Origin of the sequence: Pinisolibacter aquiterrae, from assembly GCF_019160155.1 — a bacterium.
Taxonomy (GTDB): domain Bacteria; phylum Pseudomonadota; class Alphaproteobacteria; order Rhizobiales; family Ancalomicrobiaceae; genus Pinisolibacter; species Pinisolibacter aquiterrae.
In genome coordinates, this window is record NZ_JAFNIH010000035.1 from 61,349 (window position 1) to 78,145 (window position 16,797).

At 69.6% G+C, this 16,797-nt stretch carries 12 protein-coding genes and 1 pseudogene; 7 read left to right on the forward strand and 6 right to left on the reverse strand.

Features of this window, described 5'->3' with window-relative positions; translation table 11 throughout:
• Positions 1–248: 248 nt before the first annotated feature.
• The 3 genes from J3S89_RS13930 to J3S89_RS13940 all read right to left on the reverse strand — a co-directional run bounded on the left by J3S89_RS13930 (position 249) and on the right by J3S89_RS13940 (position 3,155).
• Complete coding sequence (locus tag J3S89_RS13930) at positions 249–1,139, reverse strand: LysR family transcriptional regulator (protein ID WP_217928220.1); 891 nt, start codon at positions 1,137–1,139, stop codon at positions 249–251.
• 68 nt (positions 1,140–1,207) lie between these two features.
• Positions 1,208–2,155, reverse strand: coding sequence for a thioredoxin-disulfide reductase (gene trxB / locus J3S89_RS13935; protein WP_217928222.1), 948 nt, complete (start codon positions 2,153–2,155; stop codon positions 1,208–1,210).
• 97 nt (positions 2,156–2,252) lie between these two features.
• Positions 2,253–3,155 (reverse strand): lysophospholipid acyltransferase family protein, encoded by a 903-nt coding sequence (locus tag J3S89_RS13940; protein WP_217928224.1) that lies wholly within the window; start codon positions 3,153–3,155, stop codon positions 2,253–2,255.
• A 170-nt stretch (positions 3,156–3,325) separates the two neighbouring features.
• Between J3S89_RS13940 and rfaD the strand changes: the two genes are divergently transcribed.
• The 4 genes from rfaD to J3S89_RS13960 are packed head-to-tail and all read left to right on the forward strand — an operon-like array spanning position 3,326 to position 6,994.
• Complete coding sequence (rfaD, locus tag J3S89_RS13945) at positions 3,326–4,270, forward strand: ADP-glyceromanno-heptose 6-epimerase (RefSeq protein WP_217928226.1); 945 nt, start codon at positions 3,326–3,328, stop codon at positions 4,268–4,270.
• A complete protein-coding gene (waaF, locus tag J3S89_RS13950) occupies positions 4,246–5,250 on the forward strand; it encodes a lipopolysaccharide heptosyltransferase II (protein WP_217928228.1) in 1,005 nt (334 codons plus the stop codon). Before rfaD ends, waaF begins: the two co-directional genes overlap by 25 nt.
• Positions 5,247–6,248, forward strand: coding sequence for a lipopolysaccharide heptosyltransferase I (gene waaC / locus J3S89_RS13955; protein ID WP_217928230.1), 1,002 nt, complete (start codon positions 5,247–5,249; stop codon positions 6,246–6,248). Before waaF ends, waaC begins: the two co-directional genes overlap by 4 nt.
• Positions 6,245–6,994: a glycosyltransferase family 2 protein gene (locus J3S89_RS13960; RefSeq protein WP_217928232.1), complete on the forward strand. Its 750-nt coding sequence runs from the start codon at positions 6,245–6,247 to the stop codon at positions 6,992–6,994. Before waaC ends, J3S89_RS13960 begins: the two co-directional genes overlap by 4 nt.
• Before the next feature lie 282 nt (positions 6,995–7,276).
• Here the strand turns inward: J3S89_RS13960 and greA are convergent, their stop codons facing one another.
• Together greA and carB are read right to left on the reverse strand one after the other, a co-directional pair.
• Entirely contained in the window at positions 7,277–7,750 is a 474-nt protein-coding gene (gene greA, locus J3S89_RS13965) for a transcription elongation factor GreA (protein WP_217928233.1), read from the reverse strand.
• A 164-nt stretch (positions 7,751–7,914) separates the two neighbouring features.
• The gene (gene carB / locus J3S89_RS13970) at positions 7,915–11,232 is read right to left on the reverse strand and encodes a carbamoyl-phosphate synthase large subunit (RefSeq protein WP_217928234.1); all 3,318 of its coding nucleotides are present in this window, start codon (positions 11,230–11,232) and stop codon (positions 7,915–7,917) included.
• A gap of 391 nt (positions 11,233–11,623) precedes the next feature.
• Between carB and J3S89_RS13975 the strand changes: the two are divergent.
• Together J3S89_RS13975 and ypfJ are read left to right on the forward strand one after the other, a co-directional pair.
• Positions 11,624–13,198, forward strand: a pseudogene (locus J3S89_RS13975) (methyl-accepting chemotaxis protein); the annotation flags it as partial.
• 164 nt (positions 13,199–13,362) lie between these two features.
• On the forward strand, positions 13,363–14,322 hold the full coding sequence (ypfJ, locus tag J3S89_RS13980) for a KPN_02809 family neutral zinc metallopeptidase (protein WP_217928236.1): 960 nt from the start codon (positions 13,363–13,365) through the stop codon (positions 14,320–14,322).
• On the opposite strand, the gene J3S89_RS13985 is transcribed toward ypfJ, so the two are convergent.
• Complete coding sequence (locus J3S89_RS13985) at positions 14,303–15,208, reverse strand: DMT family transporter (protein ID WP_217928237.1); 906 nt, start codon at positions 15,206–15,208, stop codon at positions 14,303–14,305. The genes ypfJ and J3S89_RS13985 overlap by 20 nt on opposite strands.
• A gap of 125 nt (positions 15,209–15,333) precedes the next feature.
• Here J3S89_RS13985 and J3S89_RS13990 point away from each other — a divergent pair, with 125 nt between their 5' ends.
• A complete protein-coding gene (locus tag J3S89_RS13990; protein ID WP_217928238.1) occupies positions 15,334–16,734 on the forward strand; it encodes an aminotransferase-like domain-containing protein in 1,401 nt (466 codons plus the stop codon).
• Positions 16,735–16,797 lie beyond the last annotated feature (63 nt).

Consider the following 16,797-nt stretch of genomic DNA (forward strand, 5'->3'; position numbering starts at 1 on the left):
GCGGGTGGGCCGCTCCGGGTGGGCCGTGACGCCTCGCTCGCGCAGGGCTTCACCCCGAGGTACCCGGCCGCAGGTCGGGCCTCGAAGGGTGGATGGCCGCGACGGCCGTGACACCCGGCCCTTCGCACTTGGAGGCTCGCTCCGCTCGCGCCTCGGTGTGAAGGACCTCCGCTCGAAATGGCCGGAGGGCCCCTCGGGGCGCGTGTCGGGCTTCCGCTCCAGGTGAGTGGAAGCCACATTCGGCCGGATCAGAACGTCCAGCGCTCCGCCTTGGAGATCAGGAAGTCGCGAAACACCTTGACGCGGGCGGTGTTGCGCATCTCCTCGGGGTAGACGAAGTAGCAGTCGAAGGCCGGGACGTCGGCCTCGGGGATCAGCTGGATCAGATCGGAATTGCCGTCGATCAGATAATCGGGCAACAGGGCGACGCCGACGCCGCGCTGGACGGCGCGCTTGATCGCCAGAACCGAATTGATCTTGAGGCAGGGCCGGCGCGGCGTGTTGAGCGGCCGGCCGGCGGTCTCCAGCCAGTTCATGTCGCGCAGATAGACCGGGGCCGAGGAGCCGAAGGTGATGATGCGGTGATTGTCGAGTTCCTCGATCGTCTCCGGATTGCCGTGGCGCTTGATGTAGGCCGACGAGGCGTAGAGATGATAGTGGATGGCGAAGAGCTTGCGCTGGATCAGATCCGGCTGCACCGGCTGACGCACGCGCAGCGCGACGTCGGCCTCGCGCATGGCGAGGTCGAGTTCCTGATCGTCGAGGATCAGCTCCAGCTCCACCTCCGGATAGAGGTCGACGAATTCGTGGATCCGCGAGGTCAGCCAGGAGGTGCCGAGGCCGACCGTCGTGGTGACGCGCAGCGTGCCGGTCGGCTTCTCGCGGGTCTCGACGAGGCGGGAGCGGGCCTGCTCGAGCTTCAGCATCACCTCGCGGGCGGTGCGGAACAGGAGCTCGCCCTGCTCGGTCAGGATCAGGCCACGGGCATGGCGATGAAACAGCGGCACGCCGAGATCCTGCTCGAGGGCGGAGACCTGACGGCTCACCGCCGACTGGCTCATCTCGAGGAATTCACCCGCGTGGGTGAAGGACCCCGCGTCGGCGGCGGCGTGAAAGATCCTCAGCTTGTCCCAATCCACGGATGCTTCCCCCCAAGTGTCTGTCGTCCGTCGCGGCCTGTCCTCCGCGCGGGTCCGGTCGGCGCCGCTCAGGCGCCGTGTCCGGCCAGATATTTTTCGGCCTCGAGCGCGGCCATGCAGCCCATTCCGGCGGCGGTGACGGCCTGACGGAACACGTCGTCGGCGACGTCACCGGCGGCGAAGACGCCGGGGATCGAGGTGCGCGACGTGCCGGGCTCGACCCAGAGATAGCCGGACGGCTTCAGTTTGAGTTGCCCCTCGAAGAGTTCGACCGCCGGTTTGTGGCCGATCGCCACGAAGAGGCCGTCGCAGGGGATCTCGCGCAGGGCGCCGGTCACGGTGTCCTTCAGACGCACGCCGGTCACCGACGGCGGCATGCCGCCCGCGCCCAGCACCTCGTCGACGGCCGCGTTCCAGATCACCTCGATCTTCGGGTTCTCGAACAGGCGGTTCTGGAGGATGCGTTCGGCGCGGAAGCCCTCGCGGCGGTGGACCACCGTCACCTTGGAGGCGTGGTTGGTCAGATAGAGCGCCTCCTCGACGGCCGAGTTGCCGCCGCCGACCACGACCACTTCCTTGCCGCGATAGAAGAACCCGTCGCAGGTGGCGCAGGCCGAGACGCCGAAGCCGCGGAACTTCTCCTCCGAGGGGATGCCGAGCCATTTCGCCTGGGCGCCGGTGGCGATGATCAGCACGTCGCAGGTCCAGGTGTCGCCACCGTCGAGCGTCAGGGTGAAGGGCTTCGCCGAGAGGTCGGCCTTCACCACCGTGTCGGAGAGGAATTTCGTGCCGCAGTGCTCGGCCTGGAGGCGCATCTGTTCCACCAGCCACGGGCCCTGGATCGGCTCGGCGAAGCCGGGGTAGTTCTCGACCTCGGTGGTGACCGTCAGCTGGCCGCCGATCTGGATGCCGGCGATCAGCACCGGCTCCAACATGGCGCGGGCGGCATAGATGGCGGCGGTATAGCCGGCCGGGCCGGAGCCGATGACGAGAACGCGGGCGTGATGCTGGGGCATCGGATGTCCATCCCATTCCGAGAAAGCGGGTTTCACCTCATCATATAGTCCAAGGGGTGGGGATTCCCCAACCCCCCGTGAGAAGAAAACGACCGTTTCACAACCATTTACGATGCGCCCACATCCATTGTTCGGGATGTTCGCGGATCCATTCCTCGAAGACGGCGTGGATGGAGCGGGTCAGGCTCTCGACGTCGGCGCCCGCATCGTCGGTGCGGGGCACCTCGAGCCAGCGGCCGTCGAGCCGAAAATGGGCGCCGTGGGTGCGGATCGAGCGGCCGACGAAGAGCGGCAGGCCGAGCCGACGGGCGAGCAGCGCCGGGAAGGGCGTGGCGGCGGCGGGGCGGCCGAAGAAGTCGAGGGTGATCCCGGTCGGGTCCTTGAGATCGGCCAGGATCGCCAGCGTCGCCCCGGATTTGGCGAGCGACTTCAGCTTGACCGCGATGGTGCGGTCGAGCGCCATCAGGCCGCCGGCATAGAGGGCGCGGCGGCGCTCGGCCAGCCATTCCTCGACCGCCGGATTGCGCAAGGGCTTGTAGACGGCGCGCAGGTCGAGGCCGGCGGCGGCGAGGGGCACCGACACCAGTTCCCAATTGCCGGTGTGGAGCGAGACGAAGATCGCGCCGCCGCGCGCCTTCTCGAACGTGTCGGGCGGGAGATGATCCCAGGTGATCCGCTCCGGCTCCTTCAGGAGATCGGGCAGGAGGATGGTCTCGGCGGCGGTGCGGCCGAGGTTCTCCCACATGTCGCGGACGATACGGCGCCGGGTGGCGCGGTCCATCTCGGGGAAGGCGGCGGCGAGATGGCCGTGGACGCGGGCGTGGCGCTGGTTCAGCGGCGCGAAGGTGCGCCAAGCCCACCCCATGAAGGCGGAAGCGCGGTCGACGCCGAGGAGGCCGAGCAGGCGGGCGATCGCCACCAGTCCCCAATATTGCACGCGATGCGCGATCCGTCGCCGTCCGGCGGCGGTGAACACAGCGGTGAGGGGGGGCGTCGCCATCGTATCCCGAGCGGTTCGGCGGGGGAAGGCCCGCGGCTGCGAACGGTTCTTAGCGAATGCGCCCCCTCGGGGCAAGGCGAGGCGGGGTGGAGGGCGCGGTGGACCTCGCGGCGGCCTTGATCTAGAGAGGGAGCTCTTCGCGAGAGCGCGGCCGGAACGGGAGACGTTCGATGATCGTGGTGACGGGCGGGGCCGGAATGATCGGCGCCAATCTGGTGATGGCGCTCAACGGCGAGGGCCGCGACGACATTCTGGTGGTCGACGACCTCACCGACGGCACCAAATTCGCCAATCTCGTCGAGGCGCGCATCGCCGATTATCAGGACAAGGACGATTTCCTCGCCCGCATCCTCGCCGGCGAGGAGATGGGGATCGAGGTGATCTTCCATCAGGGCGCCTGCTCGGCCACCACCGAGTGGGACGGGCGCTTCATGATGAAGGTCAACTACGACTACACCAAAGCGCTCTATCACTATTGCAAGACCCGCAAGATCCCCTTCCTCTACGCCTCCTCGGCGGCCGTCTACGGCGGCGGGACGACGTTCCGCGAAGAGTATGAATTCGAGGCGCCGCTCAACGTCTACGGCTGGTCGAAGAAGCTCTTCGACGACTATCTGCGCCGCAATCATCGCGAGGGCGACCCGCCGGTGGTGGGGCTTCGCTACTTCAACGTCTACGGACCGCGCGAGGGCCACAAGGGCACCATGGCCTCGGTCGCCTTCCACCTCTTCAACCAGGTGAAGCGCGGCGAGAACCCCAAGCTCTTCGGCGCCTGGGAGGGCTACGGGCCGGGCGAGCAGAGTCGCGACTTCGTCCATGTCGAGGACGTGGCGGCGGTCAATCTGTGGTGCTGGCACAAGGGCGCCTCGGGCATCTTCAACTGCGGCACCGGGCGCTCGCAGCCGTTCAAGACGGTCGCCGAGGGGGTGATCGCCGGGCTCGGGCAGGGCCGAATCGAGTTCATCGACTTCCCCGACCATCTCAAGGGGCGCTATCAGAGCTTCACCCAGGCGGACATGTCGAAACTGCGCGCGGCCGGCTACAACGGCGCCTTCCGCGACGTGGAGACCGGCGTTCGGGAGTATGTCGAATGGCTCCGCGCGCGATCCTCGTGATCGGCCCACGCTGGGTCGGCGACATGGTGATGGCCCAGTGCCTGTTTTCGGCGCTGAAGGCGCGCGAGCCCGACGTGGCGATCGACGTGGTGGCGCCGAGCTGGGCGACGCCGCTCCTCGACCGGATGCCGGAGGTGCGGCGGCGGATCGATGCGCCCTTTCGTCCGAAGGAATTCGGGCTCGGCGCGCGTTGGCGGCTCGGGCGGGATCTCGCCGGGCGATACGACGCGGCCTATGTGCTGCCGGGGAGTTGGAAATCGGCGCTGGTGCCGTTCTTCGCGCGGGTGCCGGTCCGGATCGGTTATCGGAAGGAGATGCGCTACGGGCTCCTCACCCGCATGCCGGCGCTGCCGAAGGCGCTGAAGCGCAAGACCGCCGACACCTATTTCCGGCTCGCCGAGGTCGACGGGCCGCGCCCGGATCCGAGGCTCACGGTCGATACCGCCAATCGCGATCGGCTGCTCGCCGCGCATGGGCTCGCGGTGGGGGGCTACGTCGCCCTCATGCCGGGGGCGGAATATGGGCCGGCGAAGCGCTGGCCGTCGCGCCACTATGCGGCGTTGGCGGTCGCGCGGATGGCGGCGGGCGACCGGGTGATCCTGCTCGGCAGCCCCAAGGACGCCGAGGTCGGGGCGGAGATCGTCGCGCTGGCGCCGGGCGTGATCGATCTGACCGGCCAGACCCGACTCGAGGATGCGATCGATCTCCTCTCGGTGGCGCGGCTCGCGGTCTGCAACGACAGCGGTCTGATGCACGTGGCCGCGGCGGTCGGCACGCCGGTGGTGGCGGTCTACGGCTCGACCTCGGCGGCGAACACGCCGCCGCTCTCGCCGCGCGCGGAGATCGTCACGCTCGGGCTCTCCTGTTCGCCCTGTCACGAGAAGGTCTGCCCGCTCGGCCATCTCGACTGCCTGGAGAAGCTCGAGCCCGGCCTCGTCGCGGCGGCGGCGGAGCGGGTGACGGGGAAGGCGGGTCGATGAAGGCGTTGCTGGTCAAGACCTCGTCGATGGGCGACGTGATCCACACCTTCCCGGCGGTGACCGAGGCGCTGGCCAAGCGGCCGGATCTGATCATCGACTGGCTGGTCGAGGAGAGTTTCGTCGAGGTGGCGCGGCTCCATCCGGGGGTGCGCAAGGTGATCCCGGTGGCGGTCCGGCGCTGGCGCAAGGGGATCCTCCGGGCCGAGACGCGGGCGGAGATCTCCGGTGTCCGGCGGGCCTTGCGGCTCGAGACCTACGATCTCGTCCTCGACGCGCAGGGGCTGATCAAGAGCGCATGGCTCGCCCGTTTCGCGCGCCGGCCGATCGAGGGCTTCGACAAGCGCAGCGTGCGCGAATGGCCGGCGAGCCTCGTCTATGCGCGCGGCCACACCATCGCCCGCGAGGGCCACGCGATCGACCGGACGCGACGGCTGTTCGGGGCGGTGTTCGGCTATGAGCCGGATCTCGACCAGTTCGCCTCCGGCCTCGAGCGCGAGGGTCCCGGCAGCGACGAGGTCTTTCTCCTGCACGGCACGACCTGGCCGACCAAGCGCTGGCCGACCGGCGCCTGGATCGATCTGGCGCGGGGGCTGGTCGCGCGCGGGCTGGTGCCGGTCGTCACCCATGCCGACCCGGTCGAGGCGACGGTGGCCGAGGCGATCGCGGCGGCCGTGCCCGGGGTCGTCCATCTGCCGAAGACCCGGCTCGGCACCCTGGCGGATCGGCTCGGCCGGGCGCGCGGCGCCGTCGGGGTCGATACCGGGCTCACCCATCTCGCCGCCGCCTTCGGCCTGCCGACGGTGGCGCTCTTCTCCTCGACGGTGCCGGGACTGACCGGGCCGATGGGGCGGGCGACGGAGGTGATCGCCTCCGAGGCGGCCTGCGCGCCGTGCCGGCAGAGGACCTGCCGGTTGACGCCGGGCGCGGCCGTTCTCGCCTGTCACGCCACCATGGGGGCGGACCGCGTCCTCGCCTCGATCGATCGGTGGGCCCCATGAGCGAGCCGCGTCTCTCCGCGATCCTGATCACCCGCGACGAGGCGGCGGATCTGCCCGACTGCCTCGCCTCGCTCGCCTTCTGCGACGAGATCGTGGTGGTCGATTCCGGTTCGACCGACGCCACCGTGGCGATCGCCGAGGGGGCCGGCGCGCGGGTGAGCGTAACGGCGGACTGGCCCGGGTTCGGACCGCAAAAGCAGCGCGCGCTCGACCGGGCGACCGGCGACTGGGTGTTGTCGATCGACGCCGACGAGCGGATCCCGGCCGATCTCGCGGCGGAGATCCGGGCGGCGATCGCCCGCGGCGGGGCCGAGACGGGCTTTCGGATCAACCGGCGCTCGACGTTCCTCGGCCGGTTTCTTCTCCACGGCGGCTGGTATCCCGACCGGGTCCTCAGGCTGGCGCGGCGCGACGCGGCACGGTTCACGCCCGATCGGGTCCACGAACGGCTGGTGGTCGAGGGGGCGGTCGGCGATCTCTCCGCCGACATGGTCCACCATTCCTACCGCTCGATCGACGAGGTGCTCGACAAGGGCCGGCGCTATGCGCTCGCCTCGGCCGCCGAGCGGCGCGCGCGCGGCAAGCGCGGCGGGCTCGCCACCGCGCTCCTCAGGGCGACATGGGCGTTCCTGCGCCACTATCTCTTGAAACAGGGGTTCCGCGACGGGGCGCACGGGTTCGTCGCCGCGCTCGCCAAGGCGCAGGAGACGTTCTGGCGCTGGCTCGCGGTCGGCTGGGAGCGGTGATCCCGGCCGCTCGAGATCGTTCCATTCGGCTTCGAGCGGAGGCGCTTCATCCCGAGGTGCGAGCGTGAGCTCGCTCGAAGGGGGAAGGGCCGAGAGGCACGGCCCGTCGTGGCTTCGCCCTTCGAGGCACGGTCTTGCGACCGTGCGCCTCGGGGTGAAGCCGAACGAAGGGCCGTGGGGCATGAACCTGCGGCGTCGGGCGGGATTTTTCGTGTCCGCCACCGAACGCGAAAACGGCGCCCGCGAGGGCGCCGTTCGATCGATGGTCGGGCGAGGCGCGGCTCAGGCGTAGCGAACCGCCATCACCTCGTAGGAGCGGGCGCCGCCGGGCGAGATCACCTCGACGGTGTCGCCGATGTCCTTGCCGATGAGCGCGCGTGCGATCGGCGAGGAGATCGAGATCTTGCCCTGCTTCACGTCGGCCTCCATGTCGCCGACGATCTGGTACTTCTTCTCCTCCTCGGTGTCCTCGTCGATGAGGGTCACCGTGGCGCCGAACTTGATCTTGGTGCCGGTGAGCTTGGACACGTCGATGATCTCGGCGCGGCCGAGCTTGTCCTCGAGCTCCGCGATCCGGCCCTCGTTGTGGCTCTGCTGTTCCTTGGCGGAATGATATTCGGCATTTTCCGAAAGGTCGCCGTGGGCGCGCGCTTCCGAGATGGCCTGGATGATGCGCGGGCGCTCGACCTGCTGACGTTGCTTCAGCTCGGTTTCGAGAGCGGCATGGCCGCCCGCGGTCATCGGAATCTTCTCCATGGGTCTCGACCCTTCCTCATGCGCCCGGTATCGCCGAGCGTCGAACGGTGAACGAACACGGCTCACGTCCTCGCGACGGGAGCCGTGTGTCGTCGTCGGTCCCGCGTCTCGGCCGAAGCCTCGCGCGGGGATGTGTCACGTCGCTCGACGCGCCTCGGGCGCGATCACGCGGCGTCCGTGAAATAGGCCTGGAGCGGTCGAACCTGCAGCTCGCCGCCGGCATAGGCGACGATCGCTTCGGCGGCTGCGACCGCACCGGCGAGGGTCGTATAGTACGGCACTTTGTGCAAGAGGGCAGCACGGCGCAAAGACCGGCTGTCGGCGAGCGCCTGGGCTCCCTCGGTGGTGTTGATCACCAGCTGGACGCCGCCGTTCTTGATCGCATCGACGATGTGCGGCCGACCCTCCAGGACCTTGTTGATCTTGGTGGCGGGCACGTCGTGCTCGACGAAGTAGCGCTGGGTGCCGGAGGTGGCGATCACCTTGAAGCCGGTCGCCACCAGCGCGCGCACCGAGGCGAGGATGCGGTCCTTGTCCTCGTCGCGCACCGAGATGAAGACGGTGCCCTCGGTCGGCACGCGGGTGCCGGAGCCGAGCTGCGACTTGGCGAAGGCCATCGCGTAGTCGTAGTCGAGGCCGATCACCTCGCCGGTCGACTTCATTTCCGGGCCGAGCACGGTGTCGACGCCGGGGAAGCGGGCGAAGGGGAAGACCGCCTCCTTGACCGCGATGTGCTTGAGGCTCTTCGGCTTCAGGCCGAAGGAGGAGAGGCTCTCGCCGGCCATGATGCGGGAGGCGATCTTGGCGACCGGCTCGCCGATGGTCTTGGCGACGAAGGGCACCGTGCGCGAGGCGCGCGGGTTCACCTCGAGGATGAAGACCACGTCGTTCTGAACCGCATACTGCACGTTCATCAGGCCGCCGACGTCGAGGGCCAGCGCCAGTTCGCGGGTCTGACGCTCGATTTCGGCGACGACCTCGCGCTTCAGCGAGTGCGTCGGCAGCGAACAGGCCGAATCGCCGGAGTGGATGCCGGCTTCCTCGATGTGTTCCATGATGCCGGCGATGTAGACGTCCTTTCCGTCGCAGAGCGCGTCGACGTCGACCTCGATCGCGCCGGAGAGGTAGCGGTCGAAGAGGAGCGGGGATTTGCCCAGCACCATGTTGATCTGGCCGGTCTTGTCGTTCGGATAGCGCGCCTTGACGTCGGCGGGCACCATGCCGGGCAGGGTGCCGTGCAGATAGGCGTCGAAGCCGGCGTCGTCGCGCACGATCTCCATGGCGCGGCCGCCGAGCACGTAGGACGGGCGCACCACCAGCGGGAAGCCGAGGCTCTCCGCGACGAGGCGCGCCTGTTCGATCGAATAGGCGATGCCGTTTTCGGGCTGGCGCAGGGCGAGCTTGTCGAGCAGGCGCTTGAAGCGGTCGCGGTCCTCGGCGAGGTCGATGGCGTCGGGCGAGGTGCCGAGGATCGGGATCCCGGCCTTCTCCAGCGCGTCGGCGAGCTTGAGCGGGGTCTGGCCGCCGAACTGGACGATGACGCCCTTCAGCGTGCCGTTCTGCTTCTCCGTCTCGAGGATCTCCAGCACGTCTTCCGCCGTCAGCGGCTCGAAATAGAGCCGGTCGGAGGTGTCGTAGTCGGTGGAGACGGTCTCCGGGTTGCAGTTGACCATGATGGTCTCGAAGCCGGCGTCGGAGAGCGCGAAGGCGGCGTGACAGCAGCAGTAGTCGAACTCGATGCCCTGGCCGATGCGGTTCGGTCCGCCGCCGAGGATGACGATCTTGTTCGCCGCGCTCGGACGCGCCTCGTCGGCGAGGGTGCCGGCGAAGGGGGTCTCGTAGGTCGAGTACATGTAGGCGGTCGGCGCCGCGAATTCGGCGGCGCAGGTGTCGATGCGCTTGAAGACCGGGCGCACGGCGAGCGTGGCGCGGAGCGCCTTCACGTCGGCCTCGGTGGTGCCGGCGAGTTCGGCGAGACGGGCGTCGGAGAAGCCCATCGCCTTGAGGGCGCGCAAGGCTCCCGCGGTCTTCGGCAGGCCGTGCTCGCGGACCTTGGCCTCGGTGTCGACGATCTCGCGGAACTGCTCGAGGAACCAGGGGTCGATCTTGCAGGAGGCGTGGATCTGCTCGTTGGAGACGCCGAGGCGCATGGCCTGGGCGACGGCGCGCAGGCGATCGGGGGTCGGCGTGCCGAGGACGGCGCGGATGGCGTTCTTGTCGTCGCCCTGGCCGAGGCCGGGGATCTCGATCTCGTTGAGGCCGGTCAGGCCCGTCTCGAGACCGCGCAGGGCCTTCTGGAGGCTCTCCTGGAAGGTGCGGCCGATCGCCATGACCTCGCCGACCGACTTCATCGCGGTGGTCAGCGTCGGCTCGGCGCCGGGGAACTTCTCGAAGGCGAAGCGCGGGATCTTGGTGACGACGTAGTCGATGGTCGGCTCGAACGAGGCCGGGGTGGCGCCGCCGGTGATGTCGTTCGCCAGTTCGTCGAGCGTGTAGCCGACGGCGAGGCGCGCCGCGACCTTGGCGATCGGGAAGCCGGTCGCCTTGGAGGCCAGCGCCGAGGAGCGCGACACGCGCGGGTTCATCTCGATGACGATCATGCGGCCGGTCGCCGGATCGATGGCGAACTGGACGTTGGAGCCGCCGGTCTCGACGCCGATCTCGCGCAGAACCGCCAGCGAGGCGTCGCGCATGATCTGGTATTCCTTGTCGGTCAGCGTCAGCGCCGGGGCGATGGTGATCGAATCGCCGGTGTGGACGCCCATCGGATCGACGTTCTCGATCGAGCAGACGATGATGCAGTTGTCCGCGCGATCGCGGACGACCTCCATCTCGTATTCCTTCCAGCCGAGCACCGATTCCTCGATCAGGACCTCGTTGGTCGGGGAGGCGTCGACGCCGCGCTCGACGATGTCGATGAATTCCTCGCGGTTGTAGGCGATGCCGCCGCCGGTGCCGCCGAGCGTGAAGGACGGGCGGATGATGGCGGGCAGGCCGATCTCGTCGAGCGCCGGCAGCGCCTCGGCGAGCGAATGGGCGAGGATCGACTTCGGCGTGTCGAGGCCGATCTTGGTCATCGCCTCGCGGAAGCGCTCGCGATCCTCGGCCTTGTCGATGGCGTCGGCGGTGGCGCCGATCATCTCGACGCCGAACTTGTCCAGGATGCCCATCTTGCGCAGCGACAGCGCGCAGTTGAGCGCGGTCTGGCCGCCCATGGTCGGGAGCAGCGCGTCGGGGCGCTCCTTCTCGATGATCTTGGCGACCACCTCCGGCGTGATCGGCTCGACATAGGTGGCGTGAGCCAGATCCGGGTCGGTCATGATCGTCGCCGGATTGGAGTTGACCAGAATGATCCGGTAGCCCTCGGCCTTCAGCGCCTTGCAGGCCTGGGTGCCGGAATAGTCGAACTCGCAGGCCTGCCCGATGACGATCGGGCCGGCGCCGATGACGAGGATACTCTGGATGTCGGTTCTCTTGGGCATGCGTGCTCGCGACCATGCCGACGCGATCGCTATGGGAGCGTCTCGCGCCGGTTCGTGTACCGGGTAAGTCGGAAATTCGTCCAGACCGGGCGGGGTTATAGGGGAAAAGACGGGCGCGGGGAAGGGGAAGCGTCGGTCGGGGACGTCGCATCCACCGCCGGTGACGATCGGACGCCACGGAACATATGCGGAAACAACGCTTTGTTTACCCCGGAGGCCGATCGTGACGCCGTATCGGGCGCGTCGCGGTCCCCGCCTCGCGCAGGGGAGCCTGTCGATGTTCAACTTTCACGCGATTTCCTTCCGTGTCGCGGCGGTCGTCGTCCTGGCGGTCGTGGCGGTCTCCGGCGTCGGTGTCCTGGGCTATCTCGATCTGAGCTCGTCCTTGCGCGAGCAGAAGGCGCAGGAGCTGCATCATCAGGTGGAGACGGCGGCGACCATCATCGAGGGCTTCCGCGCGCGGGCGGCGAAGGGGGAGATGAGCGAGGCGGAGGCGCAGGCGGCCGCCAAGGCGGCGCTGCGGCCGGTGCGCTTCGGCGCCGACGGCAACTACTTCTTCGTCTACGACATGCAGGGCAACAACATCCTCCTGCCGGGCAAGCCCGAACTCGAGGGCAAGAGCCTGATCGACATGAAGGACAAGAGCGGGCGCTTCATCGTCCGCGATCTGATCGCTCTCGCGCGCGCCGGCGGCGGCCTCTACGTCTACGACTGGGTCAAGCCGGGCGACACGGAAGCGAGCGTCAAACTCTCCTACGCTCAGGGGATTTCCGGTTGGAACTGGATGCTCGGCACCGGCTTCCACGTGCCCGACATGGACGCGGCGCTGGCGGCGAGCTCGCGCAGTCTGATCGGCGCGACCCTGCTCGCGCTGGGGGCGCTGGCGGCGGCGGCCTGGGCGGTGACGCGCAGCATATCGCGTCCGTTGTCGCGGCTCACCGGGTCGATGGACCGGCTCGTCGGCGGCGATCTCGACGCCGAGGTCGCCGGCGCAGCGCGGCGCGACGAGATCGGGCTGATTGCCCGCTCGGTGGTCGCCTTCCGCGATCTCCTGCGCCGGCGTCTCGCGGCGGAGGCGGCGGCCGAGCAGAAGCGCATCCTCGACGAGGAACACCGCCGCCAGGAGGTGCTCGCCGGGATGGCGAACGAATTCGACGGCAGCGTCAAGAAGACCGCCGGCGGCATGGACGTGACCGTCGCGGGCTTCGAATCGGCGGCGCGCGATCTCTCGGCGATGGCGGCGGACACCCGCGTCCAGGCGGAGAAGAGCGCCTCGGCCGGCCGCACGGCGCGGGAGAACGTCCAGGCGGTGTCGAGCGCGGCGGAGGAGCTTTCCGCCTCGATCTCGGAGATCGTCGCCCAGGTCGATCACGCGGCGGAACTGACCGGCGGCGCGGTGCGCGACATGGTCCATGCGACCGAGGTGATCCACGGTCTCGACACGGCCTCCTCGGAGATCGGCAAGGTGGTGGCGCTGATCGAGGAGATCGCGTCGCAGACCAATCTCCTCGCCCTCAACGCCACGATCGAGGCGGCGCGCGCGGGCGAGGCCGGCAAGGGCTTCGCGGTGGTCGCCTCCGAGGTCAAGGTCCTGGCCGGGCAGACCTCCAAGGCGACCGAGGAGATCTCGCGCCGGATCACCGTGATCCAGCAGGCGACGCAGGAGGCGGTGGCGGCGACCGGATCGGTCGGCGCCAGCATCGAGCGGGTCAACACCATCTCCTCGTCGATCGCCGGCACGCTCGACCAGCAGAACGCCGCCGTCGCGGAGATCTCGCAGGCGATCACCGGCACCTTCGCCGCCGTCGGCGGGCTCGCCGCCGACATGGAACGGCTGATGGCCAACGCGACCGCCTCCGACGGCAAGTCGCAGGACGTGGCCGAGGCGGCGCGGCGGCTGCGGGGCGACACCGAGTTGCTGCAGACCCAGGTCGATCGCCTGATGCGCGAGCTCAGGACCGCGTGACACCGGCTCGAACGGAGAGAATCGACGGCGGCGGGCCTCGTCCGCCGCCGTCGCCGTTCGTCGAGCGGGGATGGGCGCGGTCTCTTTCGCGGCGCCCCGTCCGCAGGGTATAGATGCGGCGGGATGCCCGAGGCGGACGGGCCGTCGACCGAGGAGTGGCCGAGATGCGCTGGGATGGTCATCGCGAGAGCAGCAACATCGAGGACCGGCGCGACGACGGCGGCTTCGGCGGCGACGACACCGGCTCGGGCGGCGGCTATTCCGGCGGCGGGTTCGGCGGGTTGCCGATCAATCTCGGCGGTGGCGGCCTCGGCACGATCGTGGTGATGCTGATCATCGCCTGGGTGCTCGGCATCAATCCGCTGACCCTGCTCTCGGGGATGCCGGTCGGGCCGGGACAGTCGTCCTCGTCCTATCAGACGGCGCAGCCGAGCCGGACGTCGCCGGCGCGGCGCGACGATCTCACCCGATTCGTCGCGGTGGTGCTCGGCGACACCGAGGATCGCTGGAGGGAGATCCTGCCGGCGCAGGCGGGCGATCTCGTGCCGCGCGCCGCCGGCCTGCGCTACGAGGAGCCGAAGCTCGTCCTCTTCTCCGGCGCGACGCGCAGCCCCTGCGGGCAGGCGAGCGCGGCGACCGGACCGTTCTATTGCCCGGCCGATCGCAAGGTCTACATCGACCTCGCCTTCTACGACGAACTGAAGACGCGCTTCCGCGCCCCCGGCGACTTCGCCCAGGCCTATGTGATCGCCCACGAGATCGGTCATCACATCCAGAATCAGCTCGGCATCCTCCCGGCCTTCAATCAGGCGCGGGCGCGGATGAGCGAGCGGGAGGCGAACCGCGCCTCGGTCAAGGTCGAGCTCCAGGCCGACTGTTTCGCCGGGGTGTGGGCCCATTTCGCCCAGAAGGAGCGCGACTTCATCGAGCCGGGCGACATCGACGAGGCGCTCAACGCCGCCAGCCGGATCGGCGACGATTCGATCCAGAAGACCATGCGCGGCTACGTCGTGCCCGACAGTTTCACCCACGGCTCGTCGGCGCAGCGGCAGCGGTGGTTCAAGGCCGGCTTCGACAGCGGGCGGCTCGGCTCCTGCGACACGTTCAAGGCGACGACTCTGTGAGGGGGGCGGGGCGCGCCGGTCTCGGCCGCGCCGCCGCCATGCGCGCGCCGACGATGCAGACGACCACGGCGACGGTGGCGGCGATCAGGCCGAGGCCGATCGTCTCGCCGAGCAACAGTCCCGCCAGGATCAGGCCGAGGAAGGGCTGGAGCAGTTGCAGCTGCGACACCGCCGCGACGCCGCCGCGCTCGAGGCCGCGATACCAGAAGACGAAGCCGAGCCACTGGCTGATCGCCGCCGTATAGGCGAGGCCGCCCATCGCCGAGGGGGCGACGCGGCTCCAGTCGGGCCATTCTCTGACGACGCCGACGAGCGCCCAGGGCAGGGCGAGGAGCACGGCCCAGGAGATCACCCGCCAGCCGCCGAGCCGGGTCGAGAGCCGCGCGCCCTCGGCATAGCCGAGGCCGGCCGAGACGACCGCCGCGACGATGAAGCCGTCGCCCCGGAGCGTGCCGGCGAGCGAGCCGGAGAGCGCGTAGGTCGCGACCACGGCGCTGCCGGCGGCGGCGAAGAGCCAGAAGGCCGGGCGCGGCGCGGTGGCGCCCCGGGCGATGGCGAAGGCGGCGGTGAAGAGTGGCAGCAGGCCGATGAAGAGCGTCGCCCGGCCGGCGCCGATCTCGCGCAGCGCCAGCGCCGAGAAGAGCGGGAAGCCGACCACCACCGTCGCCGCGACGACGGCGAGGGCGACGAATTCGCGCGGGCGCGGCAGCGGCCTCGGCGCGACGGCGAGGGCGAGGCCGGCGAAGAGCGCGGCGCCGACGGCGCGGGCATGGGTCGAGAACAGAGGATCGAGGTCGATCACCGCGAAACGGGTCGCCACCAGCGATCCGGAAAACATCGTCACGCCGATCAATCCGTCGATCAGCCCCGCCCGGCGTCCGTCCATCCCGTCTCTCCGCTTGTCGCCGCCCTTCGCGGCGGGTCGCAGAATGGCGTGACGCGCCGAGAGGATCGAGGTACGGTCACGGTACGGTCGTTCGAACCGTACCGATACATTCGGCAGGACGGTCCATGGACATCGCCATCGACAGAGACGGACATTCGACGCTGGTCGCGGCCGTGGTGGCGGCGGTCGAGCGGGCGATCGACGAGCGGCGGCTGACGCCCGGCGCGCGGCTGCCGTCGATCCGGCGCTTCGCCGAGGCGCAGGGCCTTTCGAAATCGACGGTGGTGGAGGCCTACGACCGGCTGGTGGCGGCAGGGCGCGCGGTGTCGCGGCCGGGCTCGGGTTTCACCGTGGCGGCGGCGCCGCGGCTTCCGGTCGAGCCGGGGCCGGTCGTCGATCGCGACATCGATCCGTCCTGGGTGATGCGGCAGTCGCTCGAACTCGACCCGTCGGTGCCGAAACCCGGCTGTGGCTGGCTGCCGAGCGAATGGCTGGAGGAGGCGGGGATCCGCCGGGCGCTCCGGGCGGTCGCGCGCGATCCCGCCGCCCGCCTCGTCGACTACGGTCCTCCGCTCGGCCATGCGGGGCTGCGCCGTCAGATCGCGATCCGGCTCGGCGAACGCGGCATCGCGGTCGAACCGTCACGGGTGTTGCTGACGGCGGGGGCCTCGGCGGCGGTCGATCTGGTGTTGCGGCGGCTCGTCGAGCCGGGCGACACGGTCTTCGTCGACGATCCCTGCTACTACAACTTCCGCGCCAAGCTGAAGCTGCATCGGGCGCGGGTGGTCGGCATTCCCTTCCATCCCGACGGGCCCGATCTCGAGGTCTTCGAGCGCGAGGCGGCGGCGCTCCGGCCGAAGCTCTATCTGACCAATTCCGGTCCGCACAATCCGACCGGCGGGCGGATCGGTCCGGCGACGGCGCATCGGCTGCTCAATCTCGCGGGGCGTTACGATTTCGCGGTGATCGAGGACGACGTCTTCGCCGATTTCGAGGGGCGGCCGTCGCCCCGGATGGCGGCGCTCGACGGGCTGACGCGGGTGGTCCACGTCGGGTCCTTCTCCAAGACGCTGTCGTCGGCCATTCGGCTCGGCTGGATCGCGGCGCGGCCGGAGCTGATCGAGGATCTGACGGAAGCGAAGCTCGCGACCTCCTTCACCAACGACGATCTGGCGGCGCAGGTGATCCACCGTCTCCTCGCCGACGGCAGCTATCGCCGCCACGTCGAGGGCCTGCGCCGGCGCATCGCCGAGGCGCGCGGGCGGGTGGTGCGCTCGCTCGAGCGGGTCGGTCTCGTGCCCCGGAGCGGGGCGGAGGAGGGGATCTTCGTCTGGGCGGAACTGCCCGAGGGGGTCGAGGCGGGCGAGATCTCGAAACGCGCGGCGGCGGCGGGGATCGTCTTCGCGCCGGGCAACGTCTTCTCGCCGTCGCTCTCGGCCGGCCGCTTCCTGCGCTTCAACGTCGCCCAGTCGGGCGATCCGCGCGTCTGGGCGTTTCTGCGCGAGGCGCTGGAGGGGGTTCGATGATGCGAAACGGCCGGATCTCGGGGAGATCCGGCCGTCGACCGCGTCTCTTCGGAGCCTTCGCGG

Excerpts from the sequence above, each read along its gene's own strand:
- trxB (WP_217928222.1), bottom strand. The coding sequence starts at position 2,155 with ATGCCCCAGCATCACGCCCGCGTTCTCGTCATCGGCTCCGGCCCGGCC.
- J3S89_RS13940 (WP_217928224.1), bottom strand. The coding sequence starts at position 3,155 with ATGGCGACGCCCCCCCTCACCGCTGTGTTCACCGCCGCCGGACGGCGA.
- rfaD (WP_217928226.1), top strand. The coding sequence starts at position 3,326 with ATGATCGTGGTGACGGGCGGGGCCGGAATGATCGGCGCCAATCTGGTG.
- waaF (WP_217928228.1), top strand. The coding sequence starts at position 4,246 with ATGGCTCCGCGCGCGATCCTCGTGATCGGCCCACGCTGGGTCGGCGAC.
- waaC (WP_217928230.1), top strand. The coding sequence starts at position 5,247 with ATGAAGGCGTTGCTGGTCAAGACCTCGTCGATGGGCGACGTGATCCAC.
- J3S89_RS13960 (WP_217928232.1), top strand. The coding sequence starts at position 6,245 with ATGAGCGAGCCGCGTCTCTCCGCGATCCTGATCACCCGCGACGAGGCG.
- greA (WP_217928233.1), bottom strand. The coding sequence starts at position 7,750 with ATGGAGAAGATTCCGATGACCGCGGGCGGCCATGCCGCTCTCGAAACC.
- carB (WP_217928234.1), bottom strand. The coding sequence starts at position 11,232 with ATGCCCAAGAGAACCGACATCCAGAGTATCCTCGTCATCGGCGCCGGC.
- ypfJ (WP_217928236.1), top strand. The coding sequence starts at position 13,363 with ATGCGCTGGGATGGTCATCGCGAGAGCAGCAACATCGAGGACCGGCGC.
- J3S89_RS13985 (WP_217928237.1), bottom strand. The coding sequence starts at position 15,208 with ATGGACGGACGCCGGGCGGGGCTGATCGACGGATTGATCGGCGTGACG.
- J3S89_RS13990 (WP_217928238.1), top strand. The coding sequence starts at position 15,334 with ATGGACATCGCCATCGACAGAGACGGACATTCGACGCTGGTCGCGGCC.